This window comes from Lamprocystis purpurea DSM 4197, from assembly GCF_000379525.1.
Taxonomy (GTDB): Bacteria; Pseudomonadota; Gammaproteobacteria; order Chromatiales; family Chromatiaceae; genus Thiodictyon; species Thiodictyon purpureum.
Map to the genome: position 1 here is coordinate 12,639 of NZ_KB902496.1, position 23,035 is coordinate 35,673.

Genomic DNA, 23,035 nt, shown 5'->3' on the forward strand with positions numbered 1-23,035 from the left:
GGTGATAGACACCAATGTCCTGGTATCCGCGGTCATTCGCGACCGGCTGCCGGAACAGGTCCTGCTGTGGTGCCTAGGTCAGGCCGACGTGGAGTGTCTGGTGACCCCGGATATCCTCGCGGAGTATGTCACGGTGATTCGCCGCCCGAAGTTTGACCTGCCCGAGGAGACGGTGAACTGGTGGCTGGAACTGCTGGCGGCGGATACCCGTGTCATAGCGCCGACAGTCAAGTTAGAGTTTCCGCGTGACCGAAAGGACGCGCGCTTCCTGATTTGCGCCCAATCCGGGCAGGCCGATTACCTGATTACCGGCGACGGCGATTTCAGCGAGGCCCAACAGTTGATCGACCCGCGGATCGTCAGCGTGCGACAGTTTGCCGACATCATCGCTCCGGCATTGCCGCCCCTTCAGTGATTACCGTGTTGCCAAGCCGCCGCTCAGGGAGACACCGCTATGAGTGAGCCATTTTTCGGGGGAGTCCACCGGGTCGAAAAGCCGCCCACGCCCTATGATGTGGTCCGGCTGTTCAACGAGGAGACCACCGTCGAGCGGGAGATCATCGAACACCTGCGATCCGCCAAGCTCGGCTGGACCTGGCGTTCGCGCGAGGAACTGTCGCTGTACCGCCCCGACGAGCGCGAGGTGCTGTTGCTGCCGGTGCTGCGGGAAAAGCTTAAAGCCCTCAATCCGACGATACTGACCGACGATGACCGAGTCGAGGCCATCATCACCCGGCTTCGCGCCTGCCGCGACAACCAGCAATGGCTGAGTTGGCTGAAACAGGGCGTCAATTACCAGTTCGATCCGGGGGAAAAGGCCCAGGATGTGCGGCTCATCGCCTACGACGACCTGGAGGCCAACGACTGGTGGGTGACCAACCAGTTCTCGGTCGAGGGCCATTCGCTGCGCCGCCCCGACATTGTGCTGATCATCAACGGCATCCCCATCGTGGTGATCGAGGCCAAGACGGCGAGCCGCGCCAAGCCGGATTGGCGGGAGGGCGCCAAGCAACTGGGCATGTATGCGCAGGAGATCGACCAGCTCTTCTACACCAACGCCTATGGCGTCGGCGTCAATGAAACGCGGATGATGTACGGCGTGCCCGGCCGGCGGCTCCAGTTCTGGCTGCAATGGCGTGACCCCTGGCCGCACGAGATCGATGAATACGACGAGATGCGGGTCTCGCTCTACGGACTCTTCGACCGCAATAATCTGCTCGATGTCATCCGCCATTTCATCGTCTTCGCGACCCGCGACGGCAAGACCGAGAAGGTCGTCGTGCGCTACCAGCAATACCTGACAGTGAAGGATGTCCTTAGCCGCGCAAAGAATCTGACCGTGCCGCCGGAGAAGCGGCGCGGCCTGATCTGGCAGACTCAGGGCTCGGGCAAGACCCTGACCATGATCTTCGCCGCCCGCAGCCTATGGGAAGAGCCTGATCTGGAGCAGCCGACCGTCATCCTGCTGGTGGACCGCACGCAGTTGGGCGATCAGATGGACCGTGAGCTGAGCTCCGTCGGCACCGAGAACGTTCATGTGGCGGCCACGAAACGCGATTTGGAGGAGATGCTCAGCGGCGACTATCGCGGCGTCATCCTGACCACGGTGCATCTGTTCGAGGGCATGCCCAAGCGGGTGACGAAGGGCCGCGCCAATGTCATCGTCATGGCCGACGAGGCACACCGCACCCAGGAGCGCGAGCTCGGGACCTATATGCGCTCCGCGCTCGAAGGCGCCTCGCTATTCGGTTTCACGGGTACGCCGATCGAGAACGATGACCACAACACTCCCAAGGCGTGGGGCTATGTGAAGGACGACGGCCGGATCGAGCGCTATATGGGGCGTCCCTACACGGTAACCGATGCACTCCGCGACGGGGTGGTGCAGCCCATTCACTGGCAGCCGCGTGTGACCGACTGGCAGTTGCAGGGCACCAAACTCGATTTGGCATTCAAACGCGCGTTCGGTCATCTGCCGGAAGCAGAACAGAACAAACTGACTTCGGAAGGGGCGCGACTCGACGCGCTGTTGTTCCACCCCCAGCGCATCGCCCAGATTACCGAGGATGTCGCCAGCCACTTGACCGAACACGTCCGGCCCAACGCTCTCAAGGGGATGCTGGTCTGCAAGGACAAGAAGGCCGTGCTGCTGTATACGCGGGCCTTGCGCACCTTGCTCGGCGATGAGGTGGTCACCGCGGTGATCTCTCAGGCGCCGAAAGAAGACTCCGCGGACATCCAGACGCTCTATCTCAGCGATGCCAAGCGCAAGAAGCTGCTCAATGAGTTCCTGCTGCCGGCGCAGTCCGAGCTGGCCGAGCACCAGGACAAGCCTTACCGCAAGGTCGAGTTGCTGGTGGTGTGCGACATGCTCCTCACCGGCTTCGATGCACCCATTCTTCAAGCACTTTATCTCGACAAGAAACTGCTGAATCACAACCTGTTACAGACCATCGCCCGAGTGAACCGGCCCTATAACGAGATCAAGGGCCATGGGCTGATTCTGGACTATTACGGCATCTTCGATCATCTCAACGAGGCACTGAATTACCGACCGGACGAGCTGGGCGATGTAGCCTTTCCATTCGACGCCATCCGCGAGCATTTCCGCAAGACCTTTGCGCAGGTCTGGGACCTGTTCCCGACGGATGCAGTGCCGCGCGACGGGTCGCACGATTCCTTTATCGCGGCGATGAAGGTTCTGCGCGATCAGGAGGCTGCGGAAAAGCAGTTCGATACCGGCTATCGCAATCTGCGCGTACTCTATGAGGCGCTACAGCCCGATGAACAACTGCGTGACTTCGTCCGCCCCTATGCCTGGCTGACCAAGCTCTACCTGCTCTATCGCAAGAAGTTCTACCCGGATGCGAGCAGGAGCATCGAGGCCACCACGGAAGATGCCGCGCGCACCCGCGAGCTGATCCGCGCGCATATCGACGTCGATGCGCTGGAGATCGAGTTTCCAACCTATGTGCTGGACGAGCATTTCCTGACCAAGCTCAAAGACAAGAAACCCGACGCCAAGGCACTTGAGATCGAGGCCATGTTGTCGGCCGAGTTACGCATCCGGCTCGATCAGGACGAGTCATTCCGGTCGCTGTCCGAGCGGTTGCAACGCTTGATCGATGAGAAACGGGCGGGTACGCTGGCCGGTATTGCGCTGATCGAGGAACTGGAGCGGCTGAGCGAGGCCGTCCGTGCCGCGGTGGATGAAGGCAACCGACCCATTGCCCAGCAAATCGCGCTCAAGGTCAAGGCGCGCAATCCCGCCATCGCCGATGTCCAGGCCGCCGCCATCGCCGCCGCCACGCTGGACGAGGCCGATAAGCTGTGCTTTCCCGGCTGGTGGAACAGCAGCGCGGTGGACCCCGATCTGTCGCGTGCCTTGCTGTTCATGATCGCCACGCGCTTTCCCGCGTCCGGGCTCCTGGCCGATGACGCGATGGGCTTCATCGCGACCCTGGTGCAACTGCTCAGGGGCCGGCATTACCAGCCGCTGCACGAGGGCTAGGTCAGTGGCAGCAAGTCCGCATGAGGATCGGCAGCCCGCTCATCTCGATCTGCCGGATGGGCAAGGGATCGATTTTGAGATCCGCTCATCGGACAAGGCGCGGTCGCTCCGGCTGAAGATCAGTGCCCGTGATGGGTTGACCGTGACGGCGCCCCGTGGAATCGATCGCGCTCGCGTCATGGAACTGGTGGCAAGCAAGGCACAATGGATCGCGGATCGCTTGACTCAGTTCGACACCGTGCGCCAGTTGATCGGCGATGCCGTGCCGGCCCGTCCCCAGGCATTCGATCTGCCTGCCTTGGCCGAGTCGTGGCGCGTGGAGTATCGCGAGACCCGCGCCGGGACGGTCGGTGCGCGCACCGACCAACCCGGGCGGGTCGTCGTGGTGGGTGCGGTCGAGGACTTGGGGGCCTGTCAGGCGGCACTGCGACGTTGGCTTGCGCGACGGGCCAAAGAGACGCTCGGCCCATGGCTGGCCATGGTCGCCCAACAGACCGGGCTTCGCTACACCGACTGGGGCGTGAAGAATCAGCGCACCCGCTGGGGCAGTTGCACGCGCCAGGGGTGCGTGAGCCTGAACTGCAAGCTTCTGTTCTTAAATCGGGATCAAGTTCGCTACGTGATGGTCCATGAGCTTTGCCACACGCTGGAACTCAACCACTCCATTCGCTACTGGGCACTGCTTCGCCAATTCGAGCCTAAAGCGGATGTACTGCATGGCAGTATGCGGGACGCCTGGACCCTGGTCCCCGCTTGGGCGCAGCGGGGATCGGCAATGGGTCTTTAGCTCAGGAACCTGGCCGCCCTCGACCTGCGCCTCCCCGGCTCGTCCACACGAGCGCTCACGCTGAGGCGAACCAAACGGTGCGGGTCGAAATCCGTTCAAGTCCAAGACCGCAGCCGCAGCCGGCTCGGGTCCTTAACGCGGCGTCCCAGCCTCGACGAGTTCGATGCCTTTGTCCTGCGCCCACTCGCGCAGGGCCTCCAGTGTCTTACTGTGCTCGTAGTCCTGCCACGCTTCGAGCAGGTCCTGGTGCTCCAGGAATTCCTTGAACCGGCGATAGGCACCGCGGTGCCGGAACATGTCCCGCACCCGGTCGTAGTCGTCCGGCAGCCGCGTCGCCGCGAAGTCGTAGACCAGCACATTGCCGAGATCGAGCTCGCGTTTGCCGGGGACGCGCAGATACCGGTCCGACAGGTCGAATTCTTCCGGTTCGGCGTTCGGATCGTCCTGGCCGGACCACTCGTCACCGATATAATGGAAGGCCCCGGTCTCCCGGTCCAGATAGGCTCCGCCGCCCAATGTTCCGGCGGCATCCGCGAACATGTGGGCTAGTTCCAGGTCGCTCAGAGTACATTTCATGGGGTTATCCCGCAGGTCGGTTGCTTGTCGGCGCGTGCAATCCCAGGCATTTCGCTTCGAGGCATCGGCTAGTGTTTGTAATCCGACCGTGCGGCCTCCCCAAGCCGAAAAATCCGATCAGATGACGCTGCGGCCAGTCCCAGCAATTCCAAATTTGGGCGGCATCGCGCGATCTCTGGTGGATGCGGCGCGCGCGACCGCCGTGCCGAGTCCCTGACACCGAGCAGCGCGCCTTATCCACCCTACAGCGGAGCCGGTTTCGTAGGGTGGATAGGCGCAGCGCATCCACCATCCGCCTCGCCGACGGGACGCGGTCGGCGGAGGCCACCCAAATTTGGATCTGCTGGGCCAGTTCAACCCGGTTGCCGCAGCAGCAGGCGCTCAATGGCAGCGGTATCCAGATGGGCCTCCACCGCATCGGCCAACCGCTCGATGGCGGCCTCGCGCAGGGCGGCATAATCGCGAGTCCGGGGATGGTCCAGACCAGCCCAGGCGAGCAGGGCGTCGCAGGCGGCCGGGGATTCGAAGAGGCCGTGCAGATAGGTGCCCAGCACTTGGCCGTCGGCGCTGATGGCTCCGTCCGGGCCCTCATCCAGCCAGGCCGCCGGCCGCTCCAGGGCGGGTCCGGTGCTGATTCCGGCATGGATCTCGTAGCCGGTGACCGGCGCGTCATCCAGGGCGAGCCGGCCGCTGACGTTGGTCAAGCGCTTGTGTGCGTCCAGGGTCGTCTCGAAGTTCAGCAGCCCGAGACCGGCGGTGCGGCCGGGCACACCCTCCAGGCCCAGCGGGTCATGAATGGCCTGACCGAGCATCTGGAAGCCGCCGCAGATGCCGATCAGCTTGCCCCCGTAGCGCAGGTGGCGGTTGATGGCCGCCACCCAGCCGCGCGCGCGCAGCCAGTCGAGGTCCGCCGCCACCGACTTGGAGCCGGGCAGCAGGATCAGGTCCGCCACCGGGATGGGGTCGCCCGGTCCGACCAGGCGCAAGTCCACCCCCGGATGCAGGCGCAGCGGGTCGAGATCGGTATGGTTGCTGATGCGCGGCAACACCGGCACCACCACCCGCAGCCCGGCCCCGGTCTTGTCGTCCTGGTCACGGGCCACCGCGTCCTCGGCTTCCAGGTGTAGCCCTTTGAGGTAGGGCAGCACCCCGAGCACCGGTTTGCCGGTGTGCGCGGTGAGCCAGTCGAGACCCGATTGCAGCAGCGCGAGATCGCCGCGAAAGCGGTTGATGACGAAGCCCTGAACCCGCGCCTGTTCGCTCGCGGACAGCAGCGCCAGGGTGCCGACCAGATGGGCGAAGACCCCGCCGCGGTCGATATCGGCGATGAGGATCACCGGGCAGTCCACGCCTTCGGCAAAACCCATGTTGGCGATGTCCTGGGCGCGCAGGTTGATCTCGGCCGGCGAGCCGGCGCCCTCGACAAGAATGGCGTCGTACTGGTCGGCCAGCCGCTCATAGGATTCCAGCACCGCGTTCCAGGCGATGCGTTTGTAGTCCTGGTAGCTGACCGCGTTCATGTTGCCGACGGCCTGACCCTGGATGATGACTTGGGCGCCGATGTCGGTGTTGGGCTTGAGCAGCACCGGGTTCATGTCGGTGTGGGGCGGCAGGCCGGCGGCCTGGGCCTGCACCGCCTGGGCGCGGCCGATCTCGCCGCCGTCGCTGGTCACGGCGCTGTTCAGGGCCATGTTCTGCGGCTTGAAAGGCGCCACCCGCAGCCCGCGGCGGGTCGCCCAGCGGCACAGGGCGGTGACCAGCAGGCTCTTTCCGGCATCGGAGGTGGTGCCTTGCACCATGAGAGTGGGCGTCTTCATCCTGGTTACGACTCGGGGTTTCGACTCGGGGTTTCGACTCGGGGTTGCGGCTGGGGGTTCACGGACCGGGCGCTGCCGTGCCAACAGGGCCGGACGGCGGCAGACTGGCAGGCTTAGGGTCTGAGGGTCAAACCGGCCTTGATCATCGTTCCGGTCGTAGGGTGGACAAGCGCAGTGCAGTCCACCAGCAACGACGCGGGATTCGGTGGGCTGCGCTAGCGCTTGTCCACCCTACGATGTCCCGTGGTCGGAACCGTGATCAAGGCCGTCAAACCGTTGTGCTCAGGGCCGCGTCCAGCCGGGTCCATGCGGCTTCGGTTCCCGGCAGTCCAAAGCGCAGCGCCGGCGGGTTGTCGAACAGACGGGTGAGGATGCCGGCACGGGCCAGTGACTCGTGGATCTCAGGCGCCCGGTCGGTGGGCACCCACTGGAACAGTGCGCAGCCGCCCTGGGGCGGCAAACCATGGCCGCGCAGTAACTCGGCAAGGCGGGACCCGGCCGCGACCAGCCGGGCCTGGGCCGCCAGTTGCCAGGGGGTGTCGGCGAGTGCCTGGGTGGCGATCCAGCGCGACGGCGCGGCGATGGTCCAGGGGCCGAGCAGCGCGGCCAGCGGTTGAGTCACCGCCGCATCGGCGAGCACGAAGCCGACCCGCGCCCCCGCCAGACCGAAGAACTTGCCGAGTGAGCGCAGCAGGATCAGGCCGGGCCGCGGGCACACGGCGGCGAGGCTCTTCCCCGGCGTGGTGTCCATGAAGGCCTCGTCCACCAGCAGCCAGCCGCCGCGCTCGGCGAGTAAGCCATGCCAACGCAACAGGTCGGCCCGCAGGAAACGGGCGCCAGTCGGGTTGTTGGGATGGATCAGCACCAGGACATCGAGGCTCGGCAGTGCGGACTCGATGGCCTCTACCGCCAGCGGGGTGACCCGGTGTCCCGCGAGCGCCCAAGCGCGGGCGTGTTCGCCATAGCCGGGCGCGATGACGCCGACCCGGCCGGGCGCACGCAGGCGCGGCAGGGCCTGGATCGCCGCCTGGGTTCCCGCCACCGGCAGCAGGTGCCGGGTGCCGTAGTAACTTGCGGCGGCCTGTTCCAGCCCGTCGTCATCCTCGGGCAGGCGCGACCACCAGCCCGGTTCGGTCGCTCCGGACCAGGACAGTGCCCAGCTCTGCGGATTGATACCGGTGGACAGGTCGAGCCAGTCCGCCAGGGGAATCCGGTAGCGGGCGGCGGCCTGACGCAGTCGGCCGCCGTGGGGCAGCAGCGCGTCGAGGTCGAGCGCGGTGATCTCGGGTTCAGCGAATCGGTTCATGGCAGAAACAGTCGGATGGCAGCGCCGGGGTTGGATGGGAAATACAGGTGCAGATAGGAGGCGGTGAGCCGGCCCAGGCGGTAAACCGCTTCGGGGGTACCCTGATCGCGGAGCGGCGTGGTGCGGACCAGCGGCTCCAGGTCGATCATCGCGTTGGAATGGTGAAAGGTATGACCTCTGAGGTCCCCCTCGGGAAGGGTCACGCCGTGCAGCCCCAGGTTGGCAAGGCGTGTCTGCATTCGCGCCCGGCCGGGCAGCAGACCGATCATGGGGGCCGGATCGGCATCCGGGTTGGCCAATGAATCGAGCAGATAGAGCAGCCCGCCGCATTCGGCCAGGAGCGGGCGCCCGGCGGCCTGGTGGGCGCGGATGGCGTCCTTCATGGCCCGGTTGGCGGCGAGCCCGTCCAGGTGCAGTTCCGGGTAGCCGCCGGGCAGATAGAGCGCGTCGCACACGGGGAGCGTCGGGTCCGCGAGCGGCGAGAAGAAGCACAGTTCGGCACCCGCTTCGCACAGGGTGTCCAGATTGGCTTGATAGAGGAAAGAGAAAGCCAGATCCCGCGCCACGCCGATCCGCACCCCGGTCAGCAGCGGTTCGATCGCCGGCTGGGGCGCGGCCGGGCGGAAGGCGACCCGGACCGGCAGTTGCGCGAGCCCGGTCCGGGCCAGCGCGTCGGCGCCGCGCTCCAGGCGCGCGTCCAAGTCGGCGATCTCCGCCGCCTGCCAGAGTCCCAGGTGACGATGCGGCAACTCCATCCCGGCGTCACGGGCCAGCGCTCCCAGGAAGGGGAGGTCAGCCGGCAGGTGTTCGGTCAGCATGGCCGCGTGACGCGCGCCCCCGACCCGGTTGGCCAAGACCCCGGCGAGGCGCAGCCCCGGACGAAACCGGGTCAGCCCCCAGGCCAGCGCGGCGAAGGTCTGCGCCATGGCGGCGGCGTCGATCACGCACAGCAGCGGCAGTTCGAAGCGGGCGGCCAGATCGGCACCCGAGGGCACACCATCATAGAGGCCCATCACCCCCTCCACCAGGATCAGGTCGACCTCGCCGGCGGCCAGGTGCAGCAGCGCCCGACAGTGATCCTCACCACCCATCCACAGGTCGAGGTTATACACGGGACTGCCGACGGCGCGCTCCAGCGTCATGGGATCGAGAAAGTCCGGTCCGGTCTTGAAGATGCGGACCCGGCGGCCGAGGCGCCGATGCAGTCGGGCAAGCCCCGCGGTCACCGTGGTCTTACCCTGACCGGAGGCCGGGGCGGCGATGAACAGGGCAGGGCAGTGGACGGTCATCGTGGATCGTGTGGCGAGCTTTTAGGAGACAGGTTGCGCAGGGCGGGAGTCTACCGGATCTTGAGGCACAGCGATCCCGGTCGTTGTCGTTGTCGTTGTCGTAATCGAGAATTCAAACCCGAAACCGGATCGACAACGGCATGTTCATGCCTGAGTTGAATCGTTTCTCCGATTACGACAACGACAACGACAACGACAACGACAACGATTGCGGTCGTGTTTAACCTGTTCTTGACTCTCAGGTCCCGCGCTATAGTCGCACCCATGACCGCCGCGGACCCTTTCACCATGCCTCTGATCGCCCCCTTCACCGGCCTGCGCCCGGCCGCCGGACGCGCCGCCGAGTTGATCGCACCGCCCTATGATGTGATGGACACCGCCGAGGCGCGCGCCCTGGTCGCCGGACGCCCCTGGAGCTTCCTGCACTTGTCGCGCCCGGAGGTGGACTTTCCTGCCGATCAGTGCCCCGACGATCCGGTCTGCTTTGCGCGGGCCGCGACCACGCTGGCGCGGATGCAGGCGGCCGGACTGCTGCGGCGCGACGCGCGGCCCTGCTACTACTGTTATCGACTCATCCGCGGCGCCCAAGTTCAGACCGGGCTGGTGGTGGCGGCGTCGCTGGCGGCCTACCGCAAGGGGCGCATCAGGCGCCACGAGGTCACGCTGGCGGCCAAGGAAGAGGGTCGGGTGCTGCAGATTGCGGCCCTGAACGCTCAGACCGGGCCGGCCTTGCTGATCCACCGGCGCCTGCCGCAGATCGATGATACCCTGGCGGCCATCACCCGGGGGGAGCCGGACGTGGACATCCTGGCGGCGGACGAGGTGCGGCACACACTTTGGCCGATCGCGGACCAGCCGCTGATCGACCTGCTCACCGCCGGCTTTGAGGTCCAGCAGCGTCTCTACATCGCCGACGGACACCATCGCACCGCGGCGGCCAAGCGCATCGGCACCGCCCGCCAGGCCGCCAACCCGGAGCATACCGGCGCCGAAGCCTACAACCGTTTCCTGGCGGTCAGTTTCCCCGCCGATGTGCTGCAGGTCCTGTCAGTCAACCGGCTGGTGCGTGATCTCAATGGCCTGGGCGCGGCGGACTTCCTGCGTCGGGTCGCCGCGCGCTTCACCGTGACCGCAAGCCCGGTGCCGGTGCTGCCCGACCGACCGGGTGAGTTCGGCCTGTATCTTGATGAGTCTCGTGATCAGATCGGGCACCGGGCCTGGTATCGCCTGACCCTGGACCCGCGCCGCATCCCACCCGCCGACCCGGTCGCCCGTCTGGATGTGCGGTTGCTCCAGGATCAATTGCTGGTACCGATACTGGGGCTCGGCGATCCCCGCCATGATCCGCGCATCGACTTCGTCGGCGGCATCCGCGGTCTGGAAGGGCTGATGCAACCGGTGGACAGCGGCGCCATGCGCCTGGCCTTCTCGCTCTATCCGACGGCCTTATCCGACCTGTTCGCGGTCGCCGACCGCGGCGAGACCATGCCGCCCAAGTGCACCTGGTTCGAAACCAAGCTGGCGGATGGGATGGTCAGTCTGGTGCTTGACTGACCGCGGTCCGGCCCCTGAGCGCCTGGTTCTGTTGCCGAGGACCTTCAAGTACCGCTTCTGGTGTCGCTTGGCAGTCGCCCAGCCGCGAACCACTCGGTCAGGGGCCGGCTCTCGCCCAAGCCGGCGAGTCGATGATCGATCGCATCCTGATTGCCCCAGACCACGTCCGCCAAAGAGCCGTTTGCCACGTGTGCTTCGAGGTCGTGACAATACAGCCCCAGATCGCGCTGGACATAGAAGCCGTAGGTGCGGCACGCCGTTGGGCGCTGTGCGTAGACCAGGCAGGTGCTGGACTGCTGGTCCAGGAGCGGGCAGGTCAGGGGCCGTGCTTGCTGACCGGCCAAGGCCGCGATGTCGCGCTCGATGTCCCGTAACTGCTCCGGCGCGAGTCCGGCGAGACCCTCGCGCAGGAGGTCCCATTCCGCTGCCGTCAGTTGCGGCACGTCGGCGAGTGCCCGACAGCAACCGCCGCAGCCCTTGCCGCACAGCCAGCCGGGATGCTCCGCCAGGGTGATGCGCACACGCGCATCAATGTCGGCATGGAGTCGTGTCAAAGGCGTCTGTTGTGGCATGGATCCCCTGGCCCTGGATTCCGGCATCCTGCCGGAATGATAGTGCAAGTTAGCCCGGTAGGTTGGGGTGACGAAGGAACCCCAACGGCCAACGCCTGGGATCGTTGGGGTTCCTTCGTCACCCCAACCTACGGCACTGATATCCAGACCGACCGTTGGAGTAGGGGCGGGTTTGAAACCCGCCCCTACATCCGGTTGTTACGTTCGACGGCTATGCGTCAAACCGCCCCCCAACCCTCGCGACGGCGCTCGGTCTTGCCGGCGATGACCTGGTCCAGGGTCTGCTGGGGGTATTTATAGGCATGCCCCTTGGCGGCCTGGGCGAGCGCAAGCACCTTGTCTTCCGCGCCGAGGTTCTTGAGGTCGCTTTTCTCCACGTAGAACTCTTCCATCAGGTTGTTCCAGACGATCCCTTCGTCGAACCGGATCAGGCAGTAACGGTGGGCGCCGATTTGCACCAGGGCGCTGGCGGAGATGTTGTCCACGTAGAAGATCGGGATGCAGTCCGGACCCAGATCGGCCTGGAACAGTGACACGAACTCGGATACCTCGTCGATACTCGCGAAGTTGCCGGCGACGAATTGCAACTGGGCGGCGCTCGCGAGCAGCACCGCTTCCTTGAGCAGTGCGCGCGGCGGCGCGCGTTTGCGGGCGACCTCGTCGAATTCGCCGGCCAGCACGATGAAGTCACCGCGAAAGGCATAGAGCCCGTCGGTGCTGGTTTGACCCTGGGCGGTAATGAGCCAGTAGCGTTCCTGTTCCTGGTAGGTTTCGAGCAGCATCGGAGTGAGCCTCTTGAGTCATCAGTCAGTACCGAGCAGTGTGGTCCGCTTCTCGGTGAGATAGAGCATCCCGTCGCGCTCCTGCACCCGCAGCGCGGTCAGTGATTCACCGGCGCAGATTTCACTCAGACAGGCCCCGGTGGCGGGGACATAGGTGATGCCGTGCATGGAGCAGCGAATGGATTCGCCGGCGGCGTCGAAGACGCGCGGCTGCTCGCAGTCCAGTTCTTTGGGCATGTGCACGCACTGATTCAGATACCCGTAGACGACACCCTGGAAGCGCACCAGGATGGCTTCCCGCGGGGTGCCGCGATACAGGACGCGAAACCGGTGTCGCCCCAATTCCGCCAGCTCGGCGGACGGGCAGATGGGAGCCGCGTGTTTGGGCCAGGCGAGGGGCGCGGCCGGGATCGGTGTTTCAGATGCCATAGGGTTGGTTGTACCAATCGCGCAGGACCTTCAAATCGCGCACCGGCAGGTAGGCGTAGGCGCCGATCAGGTCGGCGTGGACGGCCTCCGCCAACCGGTGGGAGACCTTGGGGTTGGTGAGCATGTGGAAGTACCAGGCGAAGGGGTAGCCGAGCACCCGATCGAAGCCATGGATCTGATTGGCAAGCTTGACGCCGCGCGCCACCTCGGCATCCGCCAGGCTGGGGATCTCCACCCGCGGAATGGGCACCGGTTTGGCGCTGAGGTGATCGTCACCGTCCTGGTCGCGATACTCGCGGATCGAGAGTACCCAGTGTTCGCAAAAGGCGCTGGTTTCGCCGGCGCTGCTGCGGTCCCAGTCGTCGAGGAAGCGGCGCAGACGGGGACCCGAATCACTGGAGTCCATCAGTTCGTTGACCGGCACCAGACGCCGAAAGATCATCCGTGCCGGTCCCACCGGTTCAGGTTCCAGCCGGGGGAAGTCGAGCGGGTCGACGAACTCGGCGATGCTGTCGGGGAACCAGTCCGGATCCGAGATCACCCGATCCAGGACTTCCTGCACCTCTTCGACCTCGATCTGAATGTAGTCACGCGCGGCCGGGCCGGTCGGGACCACCAGGTAGTGGGTCTGGCCGTTGAGACGGGTGACAAAGCAGCGCAGGTCACTGACGTAGGCCATCAGTTCGTCGATGTCGCCGCCCGACACCGTCACCGCCCATTCAGCGACGTGATCGGCGATGCGTGTCCCGTCCAGACCCACCACCCCGCCCAAGCGGTGCCAGCCGCCCCGCGTCATGGCGTGCTGGACGTCCTCCGCGCCCAAGGTCTCCCGAACGGCCGCGATCAAGGCGTCGAGATCCGCACCGGCAGGCAGCGCGGCACAGGCATTCGCGACGCGCAACGCGGGCGTCTGGAACTGGTCTGGATCAAGGTCAGTGGCTGTCGCTACCATGTCGGGCCTTTCAGTTGGTGAGTTGCGTTCATTTGCGTTCAGGTACGGACGGGTTTCCCCCGCCCTCGATGCGTGCCTGGGCCGCCGACCGGACATCGGCGTCGGCATCCTCCAGCAGCGCGGCGAGCTGCGCCGTCGGCAAGCGTTCCGCCAGACACAGACGCACCCGCCAGTCCGGGTCCCGGAGCAGGTCGGCAGCCTCGTCGCAGCGGATGCGCCCGGCCACCTTGAGGCGGACTTCCGACTCCGGATCGTCGCGCATCAATCCCAGACTCTCGGGCGGGAGGCGTTCGGCGACGGTGCAGCGCACCTGGCGGTCGGGATCGCGGATCATCCGGAACAGCCGCCCGACCGGGAGGCGCCGGGCGACGGTCTGGCGCACCAGATAGTCCGGGTCGCCGGCCAGGGTCTCGAGACCGGCCGGGGGCAGGCGGTCGGCGACCGTGATCCGCACCTCGCGGTCCGGGTCGGTGATCAGGGGTCCCAGGGCCTCGACCGGCAGCCGGTAGGCCAAGACCCGGCGTACGACCTCGTCGGGGTCGGTGATCAGACTCAGGAGTTTCTGCTGGGAGAGATAGCGCGCGGCGATGGCGCGGCGTTCCCAGAAGGTATCCCCGGCGTAGTCGTCCGCCAGGGACGGATTGACCCGGAAGAAGCGCTCGATCTGACGCCCGCTCATGGCGCGCACGCACACGTCACCCGGCAGGCACCGACCTTGCGTCAGCAGGTCACCGCGGTGCGGGCACCCGGCACAACTGACGAGGGGTTTCGCGGTCACGCCAGACACGCTCGGCGCACAGGATCAGGACGCGACGTCCAGTTGCGCCAGCACCAGGCCGGTGGCGGCGTCCGGATCGGCGGTAAAGCGCATACAGTGCGCCTGTCCGTCGATCAGGTAAAGATTGAAAGTGTCGGTGGTTCGGACCGGGACGGGCGCACCGATCCCGGTGCCGATATCGTCATCCATGCAGTAGGTGAAATGGATCGGCCGAAACGCCTCGCGCAAGGCCGAGAGGGTCTGGTCGTTGAGCCCGGCGCGCTCCACGACCTGCACCACCTGCTCGATCCGTTCCGCGCTGATCATGCCCTATCCCCGTCCAGCAGGTCCGCGGTCGCTTCGAAGCGGATACGTTCCTCGGGCGCTTGACCCATCACCTTGGCGAGCCAGGGCGGGGCTTTCCGGGACAACACATCCTGCAGCTTGACCATGCGCTCGCGGGCGCTGCCGCCGGCCGCGTCTTTGATCGGATGGATATCCAGCTTGATGACTTTCGCGGCCGCCGGACCGCCGATGCTGGCCACATACAACACCTGGCAATCGGCGATCAGTCCGGCGCGATAGGCGTTGCGATCCTCGGCGCCGCTGTCATCGATACGCCGCACGTCGATCAGCCGTACCTCGGACGCCGAAACCTGATAGACCAGAAAACGGCGGGCGGCGCCGAAATGTCCGTCCAGCAACTCGCCGGTATCCGAGGCGCAGGCGACCCGGATCGACCCGGGCAGGTCGCCGTCGCGATAGGGGTCGAGCGGGGGAGGGGGGTCGGACTCCGCCACACCCTCGCCTTTGAGAATGGCCAACGCGGCCTTGAGCGCGTCCTGATCGATATCGGCCAGTTCACCATCGGCCGCGGACTTGAGGTCCTTGACGCGCAAGGTGGCGAGCTTCTCCACCGTCGGCGGCAAGCCGACGGCGGAAGCCAATACTTTGATCAACCGCGCCGGATCGGTCTCCGGCAGGGTCCGGGCGGCCAGCCCGATGCGCAGGGCAATAGCGTCTGAGATTGGGCTAGCCATGGGGATCAAGCCGCGATGATGCAGTTGTCTTCCATGCAGGCATTGACGCACTGCGGCATATCGAACTCACCTTCGCACTCGTTGCAGGTGTTCGGATCGATCTTATACACGCCCTTGAAAGGGGTGATGGACTTGGTAGGGCAGATGGGCTCGCAGTCGCCACATGCGGTGCAAGCGGATCTAACGATTTGCATGGCCATTCGATTTCTCCAGTCAATGGGGGCGGGGATGCGGCACGCATCCCGACCCGGATTTATTCAGCACGCTTGAAGCGCAAGGTGGTCGGAAAGACCGGCGGCGGGCTGATCGGGTCCACATACCATTTGGACCCATCGGTCAGCTCGACCTCACCGCCCCAGCTCTCCGCGGTATCGGTTTCAACGGTGGCGATGGTCTCCTCCATGTCCTTTTTCGCCACGTAGAATAACAGGGCGCCGGAATCACTCTTGCGGATCATTACACTGGGCATTCACTTCTCTCCTGGCGTCGCCGGCCGGCGCGAACGCGCCGGCCGGTCGACGGTAGCGGCCTAGCGAACCAGGTCGTAATTGTAGTCCGTGGTGCCCATGCCGCGGGTCTCTTCATCGAGCCGCTCCAGGACCGCATTGACCAGGGTCGTGAGAATGTACATCGCCCCCTCGTAACCCATGGTCGTCATCCGGTGCAGATGATGACGGTCGAAGATCGGGAAACCGATCCGGATCAGTGGAACTTCGAATTCCTTGCCCTTGTGCAAGGTATCACGCTGAATGAACTTGGCGTAGGAGTTGCCGATCATGAAGTCCGGCTTGTTGGTGAACATCAGTGACCGGAAGTGCCACAGATCGGCGCCGGTATGCACCTGACCAAGCTTGCCGTAGGGCGATTTCGCCAAGATCCCTTCCACCTCCTTTTTCCAGCGCTTGTTGGCATGGTGGCACAGAATATCGGTCGGCTCGGCGCCCAGCTCCAACAGGAACTTCACCATGCCCAGCACGAAATCGGCATCGCCATAGACGGCGAAGCGCTTGCCGTGCAGCCAGGCGTGGCTGTCGGTCATCATGTCGACCAGTCGGCCGCGCTCCTTGGCCAGGGACTCCGGAATGGCTTTGCCGGTCAGTTCCGAGACCTTCATCAGGAAATCATCGGTCCAGTCCAACCCCATCGGGATATTGATGTGGGCGGCGTTCTGGCGCCAGGTGATCTCCACATGCTTCTTGGTCTTGGGCAACTGCCAAGGCTGGAGCAGCAGAGTGTCGATGGCGTTGGGGGCGTCCTTGATCTCGTCCTGGGTGGTGCCGCCCGCATACATCCGGAACTCGCCGTCGGCCGGGGTATCCAGCACTTCGGTCGGATCGCAGAGCATCGAATAGTCGACGCCCATCTCGGTCATCATACGATGCATGACGCGGTAATTGCCCAGGTAGGTCTCGAAGCCCGGCACCAGGTTGATCTTGCCGTTGCTGCCGACCACCTTATCGTCCATGGTGTTCAGGGTGAAATGCCGGACGATCCCCTCGAACATGTTGTCCCAGCCGGTGGTATGGGAACCCACGAAGCTCGGGGTGTGCGCGAAAGGCACCGGGAAGCCCTCCGCAATATGCCCTTCTTTACGCGCGTTGTTGATGAAGCTGTTGAGGTCGTCCCCGATGACTTCGGCCATACAGGTGGTGGAGACGGCGATCATCTCCGGCTTGTAGAGCGCGATGGCGTTCTCCAGACCGTCGAACATGTTCTTCTGGCCGCCGAACACCGCCGCGTCTTCCGTCATCGAGTCGGAGACACAGGCGATCGGCTCCTTGAAGTGCCGGTTGAAGTAGGAGCGGAAATAGGCCACACACCCCTGCGAACCATGCACATAGGGCAGGGTCTTCTCAAAGCCCAGGGCACAGAGCACGGCGCCCAGCGGCTGGCAGGCCTTGGCCGGGTTGATGGTCAGGGCTTCGCGCTTGAAGTTGAGTTCTTTGTATTCCTCAGTGGTGGTCCACTGAAAGACCTGCTGAATCTTCTCGTCGGAATAACGCTCCTCCACCCCGTCGCGCTTCTTGGCGAGGTTTTCCTTGTATTCCGGCTGCCTGAACAGGGGGAAGCTCGGCTTGATGTCGTCGACTATTTGGCTCATTCGTATGCTCCTGCCGCGCCGCTAATCCGCGGACGACGGCATGATTGAGACTGCTGTGCGGTCTATGGGAATCCTGCTCCCGGCCGCCGGCTCGACGCCGGCGGCCGGCAACCATCAGGCGCTGGCGCGCTTCAGCGCGGGCTGCTCGGACTGGGCCGCCTGGTCGGCGAGCCAGGGCGCATGCAGCTTGGCCCAGCAGGGATTGTTGATGGTCATATCCATATCGCGGGCAAAGATGGCGAAGCCGTCATAGCCGTGATAGGGGCCGGAATAGTCCCAGGAGTGCATCTGGCGGAAGGGGATGCCCATCTTCTGGAAGATGTACTTCTCCTTGATGCCGGAGCCGATCAGGTCGGGCTTGATGCGCTTGACGAATTCCTCGAACTCATACCCGGTCACGTCGTCATAGAGCAGAGTGGAGTCGGACATATCCTTGATGGTCCGGTCGTAGTCGTCGTTGTGGGCGAACTCGTACCCGGTGCCGACCACCTCCATTCCCAGATCCTCATAGGCGCCGATCACGTGCCGCGGACGCAGGCCGCCGACGTAGAGCATGACGCGCTTGCCTTCCAGGCGCGGACGGTACTTGGCGATCACGGCGGCGTACTGCGCCTCGTATTTGGCGATGACCCGCTCGGCACCGGCCTGAATGGTCTCGTCGAAGCAGGCGGCAATCTTGCGCAGCGATTCGGCGATCTTGGTCGGCCCGAAGAAGTTGTATTCCATCCACGGAATCCCGTACTTCTCTTCCATGTGCCGGCTGATGTAGTTCATCGAGCGGTAGCAATGGATCAGGTTGAGCTTGACCTTGGGGGTCAGCTCGATCTCGGCCAGGGTGCCGTCGCCGGCCCACTGGGCAACCACGCGCAGACCCATCTCTTCGAGCAGGATGCGCGACGCCCAGGCGTCACCGCCGATGTTGTAGTCGCCGATCACCGCCACGTCATAAGGGGTGGTCTGGAAACTGTCGTCGCCGTCGCGATTGCCGATGACCCAGTCACGGATCGAGTCGCAGGCAATATGATGACCCAAGGACTGCGAGACGCCGCGAAAACCCTCGCAGCGCACCGGAACGATCGGCTTATCGAGTTCCTTCGCCTTCTTCTTGGAGACCGCCTCGATATCGTCGCCAATCAGACCGATCGGACACTCGGACTGGACAGTGATCCCCTTATTGAGAGGGAACAGGCCTTCGATCTCGTCGATCAGTTTGGCGAGCTTCTTGTCGCCGCCGAAGACGATGTCCTTCTCCTGGAAATCCGAGGTGAAGTTCATGGTGCCGAAGGTGTTGACCCCGGTCATGCCGACATAGTAGTTCCGGCGACCGGCGCGCGAGTACTGGCCGCAGCCGACCGGGCCGTGAGAGATGTGGATCATGTCCTTGATCGGACCCCAGACCACGCCCTTGGAGCCGGCATAGGCACAGCCGCGCACCGTCATCACCCCGGGCAGGGACTTGCGGTTGGAGGTGATGCACTTCTTGGACTGTTCGATCGACTGATCGTTGACCGCCAAGTGCTTGGCCCGGTCTTTCTTGGCCTTCTCCGGGTAGACTTCCAAGACCTCCTGAATGAGGTCGAGGGTCTCTTCACGAGTCAAATTTGCCATTCTGGCTCTCCACGAAGGGCGCCGCGGCTAATCCGCCGACAAGACGCTCTGCAACAACGCTGTTCTGAACCACCGCGGCGCCGTCGGCGCCCTGGGGCTCGATCTTGGTCCCTGCCGGATTAGGCCGTGGCTTCCGCAACAGCGGATTTGCCGATGATGGACTCGTCCTCTTCGTCCATCAGGCCGAAGTCCATCAGCAAGGCTTCGAGGGCATCCATGGTGATCGGGGTCGGAATCACGAAGTTCTTGTTATTGATGATCTTGTGCGCCAGATCGCGGTACTCCTGGGCCTGCTTGGCCTTGGGGTCGTACTCGATGACGGTCATCCGGCGGATTTCGGCGCGCTGCACGACGTTATCGCGCGGCACGAAGTGGATCATCTGGGTGCCGAGCTGACGGGCCAGCTCCATGATCAGCTCGTCTTCACGGGCGGTGTTACGGCTGTTGCAGATCAGGCCGGCCAGACGCACACTGCCGGAGTTGGCATACTTCACGATGCCCTTGGCGATGTTGTTGGCCGCGTACATGGCCATCATCTCGCCGGAGCAGACGATGTAAATCTCTTGCGCCTTGTTCTCACGGATGGGCATGGCGAAACCGCCGCACACCACGTCGCCCAACACGTCGTAGAATACGAAGTCGAGGTCGGCCTCGTAGGCGCCTTCCTCTTCCAGGAAGTTGATGGCGGTGATGACACCGCGGCCGGCGCAGCCGACACCCGGCTCCGGGCCGCCGGACTCGACGCACTTGATGTCGCGATAGCCGACCTTGAGGACGTCCTCCAGTTCCAGGTCCTCGACGCTGCCGGCGTTGGCCGCCATCTCCATGATGGAGTTCTGGGCCTTGGCATGGAGAATCAGACGGGTGGAGTCAGCTTTCGGGTCGCAGCCAACGATCATGACCTTTTTGCCGGCTTCGGCAAGGCCGGCAACGAGATTCTGGGTGGTGGTGGACTTGCCGATTCCGCCTTTGCCGTAGATGGCGCATTGACGCAGTGCCATGGGGAGGGTCTCCTGTGGGTCGCTTTCGCAGCGGTTGAACAAATTTCGCGCTCATGCCCACTAGAGCAAGCACCGTGCCATCCATGAAGAATATTGTAAAATATTGTTATATAAAGGTTTGTGACAAGTATTCCGGGTTGCAGCCATTGGTAGCATCCACGACAAGTCCAAAGCGGCTGTATGGATAACAACAGAGATCATTAGTCGGAAATGAGAACGACACAGGGTTCGCGTCATGTATCGAATGGGGGGGAAGCGCATCCCGCCGCCGATTGCCTGAGCGCTTTCGATAGCGGGCGGGAAACGCCGGTGCCGACCTTGCCCGGGTCGGCCCGGCTGTCGATCAATCGCTGCAATCTGCCAGCAGTGATCCTGGGCAGTCTGACCTTCCAGCGACACCCGGTCCCACTGGCGATCGACGGGGTGCGGGATTTTCACGCGGATCTGTGTCGGCGCCTGGATCAGGTCCCCGATCATCGGGTCAGAGCGGAGCGTTTCGTCGATTACATGACGGTCCGGTTCTGCCTGGAGGAACTCGAAGAAGCGGGGCTGACGCCCGGTGGACGCAAGAAATCCCGGGCCAACGCCAACTATCTGCGCTTGGTGCGAGGCTGGTCCTTCGACTCGGACGGCCGCGAGGGGGCGGTGCTCAAGCACTGGGCGGAGACGCGCTTCGGCCTGCTCACCCGCCATCACGGGGGACCGCTGTACGGACGCGGCAGCGAGGCCTATCAGGACTATCTGACCGAGGCGGCCCGCGGCATCTACGCCACCAATGCCGTGGAGTCCCAACTCGACCTCCTCTACACCTATTGTCAGTACGAACTGGCGCGCCAGAACCCGGGGGTCACCCATCTCACCCTGCACCGGGGCATCAACCATATCGGTGATCATGAGGTCTTGGGGCGCGAGGCCGACGGCGGCTATCTGGTGCTGCTCAACAACCTGAACAGCTTCACCAGCGAGCGCGAGCGCGCCGACGAGTTCGGCGACTATCTGCTGACGGTTGAGGTGCCGCGCCCGAAAATCTTCTTCTACAACCGCCTGCTGCCGGGGATGCTCAAAGGCGAGGACGAGTACGTGGTGATCGGCGGGGTCTACGCGGTGCGGATTTCGACCTTGTAGGAGCCCGCTTGCGGGCGACGTGACCTGCCGGAATCGCGTCATTGTGCCCCCACCCGTCGCCCGCAAGCGGGCTCCTACGGGTTGGATTTTTCGCGGCAATCACTTTACGTTAGATTGTGGAGCAACAAAAAGCCTTTATGTTGACTCATGCCCTTATCCGTAGGGGAAGTCCGACAGGCTGCTAGCCCGAACCGTCGGGGGCGTCAGGGTCAATCCCAAGCGCCCGCAACCGCCGCGCCAACTGCTCGGCGCGTTGGTGCTCCTGTTCCGCTCGCAGCCGCTCCCGGTCGGCGCGCTCGTCGGCCTGCTCGGCACGAAGCTGTTCCTGTTCGGCGCGCAGCCGTTCCTGCTCAGCACGCACACGTTCCTGCTCAGCGCGCACACGTTCCTGCTCAGCGCGCAGCCATTCCTGCTCAGCGCGCAGCCGTTCCTGTTCGGCACGCAGCCGTTCCTGCTCGGCCTGCCGCGCCAGCTCCACCGGGCTCAGGAAGGGACGGCCCGCCGGGTCGAAAATCTCCAGCGTCTCCGGGCGCACGGCAAAGCGAATCCCGAGCCGCGGGCTGGTCCAGCCGTGCAGGTGTGACACCGGACGTAACTGGCTTGCCTGACGAATCCAAATCTCCAATCGATTGTGCGCGGGGTCGTAGACGTAATACTCCTCGACGCCGTAGGTGTCGTAAAACTCCAGCTTGTCCCGCATCTCCTTGGCACTGTTCGACGGCGACAGCACCTCGAAAACCACCTGCGGCCCGACGTCGGCTTCCTCCCACTGGCGGTAAGAGCCGCGCGGGCCTTTTGGCCGTCCAAAGACCACCATGGCGTCCGGCGCCATCGGGCCGATCACGTGCCGGTCCGGCACCGGGTACCAGAAGAGATCCCCGGCGACGAAGACATCCGGGCGGTCCGCGAACAGAATTTCCAGGTTCTCCTTGATCTTAACGATCCAGTCGAACTGCAGCGTGTTCTCCGCCATGGGTGCTCCGTCACTCTCAGGGTAAGGATCGTCGGGATCGATACGCAATAAAGGGTTCATGACGCTGACTCCTGGCCGGCACCAAAAGAAGATGCTCTCACAAAGACACAAAGACACAAAGACACGAAGAAGAAAAGGGAGATAAGAAGCCATGAAAGGCTTCTCGATAATGGTGTATCAGGTGCACCGGTTGCGCAACCGCGGCAAACGCGATCCTGACACATGACTTAACATAATATACATTATCGGCAATCACGAGTGTACGCCTTGAGGGCGCTGCACCAGCGTTACCTTTTCCGCCGTGGTTCTTTCGGCACGGGCTGGCTTTGATCATCGTCCCGACCATTGGAGGTCGAGGCTTTGCTGGAAAAAGTCGCGCAGCGAGCCTGTGGGAGCGGCGTCCCGCCGCGATGGGGCCGCGCGCGTAACCGCAGCGTTCGAGGTCACCGCGGCACCGCTCGCGGCGGGACGCCGCTCCCACGGGGACATTCCGAGCGGCGCGAGGATGAAAACGGTCGGCGCGTTTCACCCCGCCCGGAGCGTATTCCGGTCTGCGGGGATCAGGGCACGCCGGCCACCAGACGTATCACGGACGGCCTCTCCCCCCGGTGCCGACATACCCTGCCCCCTGCCTTCCTTGGTCTGTTGAGATGATTATAACTACATCTCTACTTAAATGTTCTGGCTCCAGCGATTGAAGTGACGCTCAAGGTCTTCCGTGCGCGGTTGCGCGCTTTTGTCCACGGGTAGAGGGTCGACTCCTTCAGGTCAACTGTGTCCGGTTCGAGTTCGGTCTTTTCGTTCGTCCGCTTTGATCACTCGACGACACCTGATTTTGTCGAGCTGGGATTAGGG

22 protein-coding genes are annotated in these 23,035 nt (G+C 64.2%); 5 read left to right on the forward strand and 17 right to left on the reverse strand.

Annotation, left to right across the window (positions count from 1 at the left end; genetic code table 11):
* The first annotated feature begins 1 nt into the window (after nt 1).
* Genes A39O_RS0113630 through A39O_RS0113640 form a run of 3 tightly spaced genes read left to right on the forward strand, consistent with a single transcriptional unit; the run spans nt 2 to nt 4,298 of the window.
* Nucleotides 2–415, forward strand: coding sequence for a putative toxin-antitoxin system toxin component, PIN family (locus A39O_RS0113630; protein ID WP_245561893.1), 414 nt, complete (start codon nt 2–4; stop codon nt 413–415).
* 39 nt (nt 416–454) lie between these two features.
* Nucleotides 455–3,511: a type I restriction endonuclease subunit R gene (locus A39O_RS0113635; protein ID WP_020505220.1), complete on the forward strand. Its 3,057-nt coding sequence runs from the start codon at nt 455–457 to the stop codon at nt 3,509–3,511.
* A gap of 4 nt (nt 3,512–3,515) precedes the next feature.
* Nucleotides 3,516–4,298, forward strand: a complete 783-nt coding sequence (locus A39O_RS0113640) for a M48 family metallopeptidase (RefSeq protein WP_020505221.1) — start codon at nt 3,516–3,518, stop codon at nt 4,296–4,298.
* A 132-nt stretch (nt 4,299–4,430) separates the two neighbouring features.
* Here A39O_RS0113640 and A39O_RS33420 read toward each other — a convergent pair whose 3' ends face one another.
* The 4 genes from A39O_RS33420 to A39O_RS0113660 all read right to left on the reverse strand — a co-directional run bounded on the left by A39O_RS33420 (nt 4,431) and on the right by A39O_RS0113660 (nt 9,286).
* The gene (locus tag A39O_RS33420) at nt 4,431–4,874 is read right to left on the reverse strand and encodes a UPF0158 family protein (protein WP_040527826.1); all 444 of its coding nucleotides are present in this window, start codon (nt 4,872–4,874) and stop codon (nt 4,431–4,433) included.
* Between the two features lie 353 nt (nt 4,875–5,227).
* A complete protein-coding gene (locus A39O_RS0113650; protein WP_026199391.1) occupies nt 5,228–6,691 on the reverse strand; it encodes a cobyric acid synthase in 1,464 nt (487 codons plus the stop codon).
* A 268-nt stretch (nt 6,692–6,959) separates the two neighbouring features.
* Nucleotides 6,960–7,997: a threonine-phosphate decarboxylase CobD gene (gene cobD / locus A39O_RS0113655; RefSeq protein ID WP_020505224.1), complete on the reverse strand. Its 1,038-nt coding sequence runs from the start codon at nt 7,995–7,997 to the stop codon at nt 6,960–6,962.
* Nucleotides 7,994–9,286 carry a cobyrinate a,c-diamide synthase gene (locus A39O_RS0113660; protein ID WP_020505225.1) on the reverse strand — a complete coding sequence of 431 codons (1,293 nt, stop codon included), beginning with the start codon at nt 9,284–9,286 and terminating at the stop codon, nt 7,994–7,996. Before A39O_RS0113660 ends, cobD begins: the two co-directional genes overlap by 4 nt.
* A gap of 264 nt (nt 9,287–9,550) precedes the next feature.
* On the opposite strand from A39O_RS0113660, the gene A39O_RS0113670 reads away from it, so the two are divergent.
* Nucleotides 9,551–10,840, forward strand: coding sequence for a DUF1015 domain-containing protein (locus A39O_RS0113670; protein ID WP_020505226.1), 1,290 nt, complete (start codon nt 9,551–9,553; stop codon nt 10,838–10,840).
* A gap of 44 nt (nt 10,841–10,884) precedes the next feature.
* Here the strand turns inward: A39O_RS0113670 and A39O_RS0113675 are convergent, their stop codons facing one another.
* The 12 genes from A39O_RS0113675 to nifH all read right to left on the reverse strand — a co-directional run bounded on the left by A39O_RS0113675 (nt 10,885) and on the right by nifH (nt 20,082).
* Entirely contained in the window at nt 10,885–11,394 is a 510-nt protein-coding gene (locus tag A39O_RS0113675; protein WP_211211584.1) for a YkgJ family cysteine cluster protein, read from the reverse strand.
* 236 nt (nt 11,395–11,630) lie between these two features.
* Nucleotides 11,631–12,194: a hypothetical protein gene (locus A39O_RS0113680; RefSeq protein ID WP_020505228.1), complete on the reverse strand. Its 564-nt coding sequence runs from the start codon at nt 12,192–12,194 to the stop codon at nt 11,631–11,633.
* 21 nt (nt 12,195–12,215) lie between these two features.
* Entirely contained in the window at nt 12,216–12,623 is a 408-nt protein-coding gene (locus A39O_RS0113685) for a Rieske (2Fe-2S) protein (RefSeq protein WP_020505229.1), read from the reverse strand.
* Nucleotides 12,613–13,575, reverse strand: a complete 963-nt coding sequence (locus A39O_RS0113690) for a hypothetical protein (protein WP_051088817.1) — start codon at nt 13,573–13,575, stop codon at nt 12,613–12,615. The genes A39O_RS0113685 and A39O_RS0113690 overlap by 11 nt, the downstream gene beginning before the upstream one ends.
* Before the next feature lie 28 nt (nt 13,576–13,603).
* Complete coding sequence (locus A39O_RS0113695; RefSeq protein WP_020505231.1) at nt 13,604–14,353, reverse strand: 4Fe4S-binding leucine-rich repeat protein; 750 nt, start codon at nt 14,351–14,353, stop codon at nt 13,604–13,606.
* A 24-nt stretch (nt 14,354–14,377) separates the two neighbouring features.
* Complete coding sequence (locus A39O_RS0113700) at nt 14,378–14,659, reverse strand: DUF6129 family protein (protein ID WP_020505232.1); 282 nt, start codon at nt 14,657–14,659, stop codon at nt 14,378–14,380.
* Nucleotides 14,656–15,372: a dinitrogenase iron-molybdenum cofactor biosynthesis protein gene (locus A39O_RS0113705; RefSeq protein ID WP_020505233.1), complete on the reverse strand. Its 717-nt coding sequence runs from the start codon at nt 15,370–15,372 to the stop codon at nt 14,656–14,658. Before A39O_RS0113705 ends, A39O_RS0113700 begins: the two co-directional genes overlap by 4 nt.
* A gap of 5 nt (nt 15,373–15,377) precedes the next feature.
* Nucleotides 15,378–15,572, reverse strand: a complete 195-nt coding sequence (locus A39O_RS0113710; protein ID WP_026199394.1) for a 4Fe-4S binding protein — start codon at nt 15,570–15,572, stop codon at nt 15,378–15,380.
* Between the two features lie 53 nt (nt 15,573–15,625).
* The gene (nifT, locus tag A39O_RS0113715) at nt 15,626–15,841 is read right to left on the reverse strand and encodes a putative nitrogen fixation protein NifT (protein ID WP_026199395.1); all 216 of its coding nucleotides are present in this window, start codon (nt 15,839–15,841) and stop codon (nt 15,626–15,628) included.
* Between the two features lie 60 nt (nt 15,842–15,901).
* Nucleotides 15,902–17,473, reverse strand: coding sequence for a nitrogenase molybdenum-iron protein subunit beta (gene nifK / locus A39O_RS0113720; RefSeq protein WP_020505236.1), 1,572 nt, complete (start codon nt 17,471–17,473; stop codon nt 15,902–15,904).
* A 114-nt stretch (nt 17,474–17,587) separates the two neighbouring features.
* Complete coding sequence (nifD, locus tag A39O_RS0113725) at nt 17,588–19,081, reverse strand: nitrogenase molybdenum-iron protein alpha chain (protein ID WP_020505237.1); 1,494 nt, start codon at nt 19,079–19,081, stop codon at nt 17,588–17,590.
* Between the two features lie 119 nt (nt 19,082–19,200).
* Entirely contained in the window at nt 19,201–20,082 is an 882-nt protein-coding gene (gene nifH, locus A39O_RS0113730) for a nitrogenase iron protein (RefSeq protein WP_020505238.1), read from the reverse strand.
* 309 nt (nt 20,083–20,391) lie between these two features.
* Between nifH and A39O_RS0113735 the strand changes: the two genes are divergently transcribed.
* Nucleotides 20,392–21,207, forward strand: a complete 816-nt coding sequence (locus A39O_RS0113735; RefSeq protein ID WP_020505239.1) for an NAD(+)--dinitrogen-reductase ADP-D-ribosyltransferase — start codon at nt 20,392–20,394, stop codon at nt 21,205–21,207.
* A gap of 181 nt (nt 21,208–21,388) precedes the next feature.
* Here A39O_RS0113735 and A39O_RS0113740 read toward each other — a convergent pair whose 3' ends face one another.
* Nucleotides 21,389–22,240, reverse strand: coding sequence for a Uma2 family endonuclease (locus A39O_RS0113740; RefSeq protein WP_026199397.1), 852 nt, complete (start codon nt 22,238–22,240; stop codon nt 21,389–21,391).
* Nucleotides 22,241–23,035: the final 795 nt, after the last annotated feature.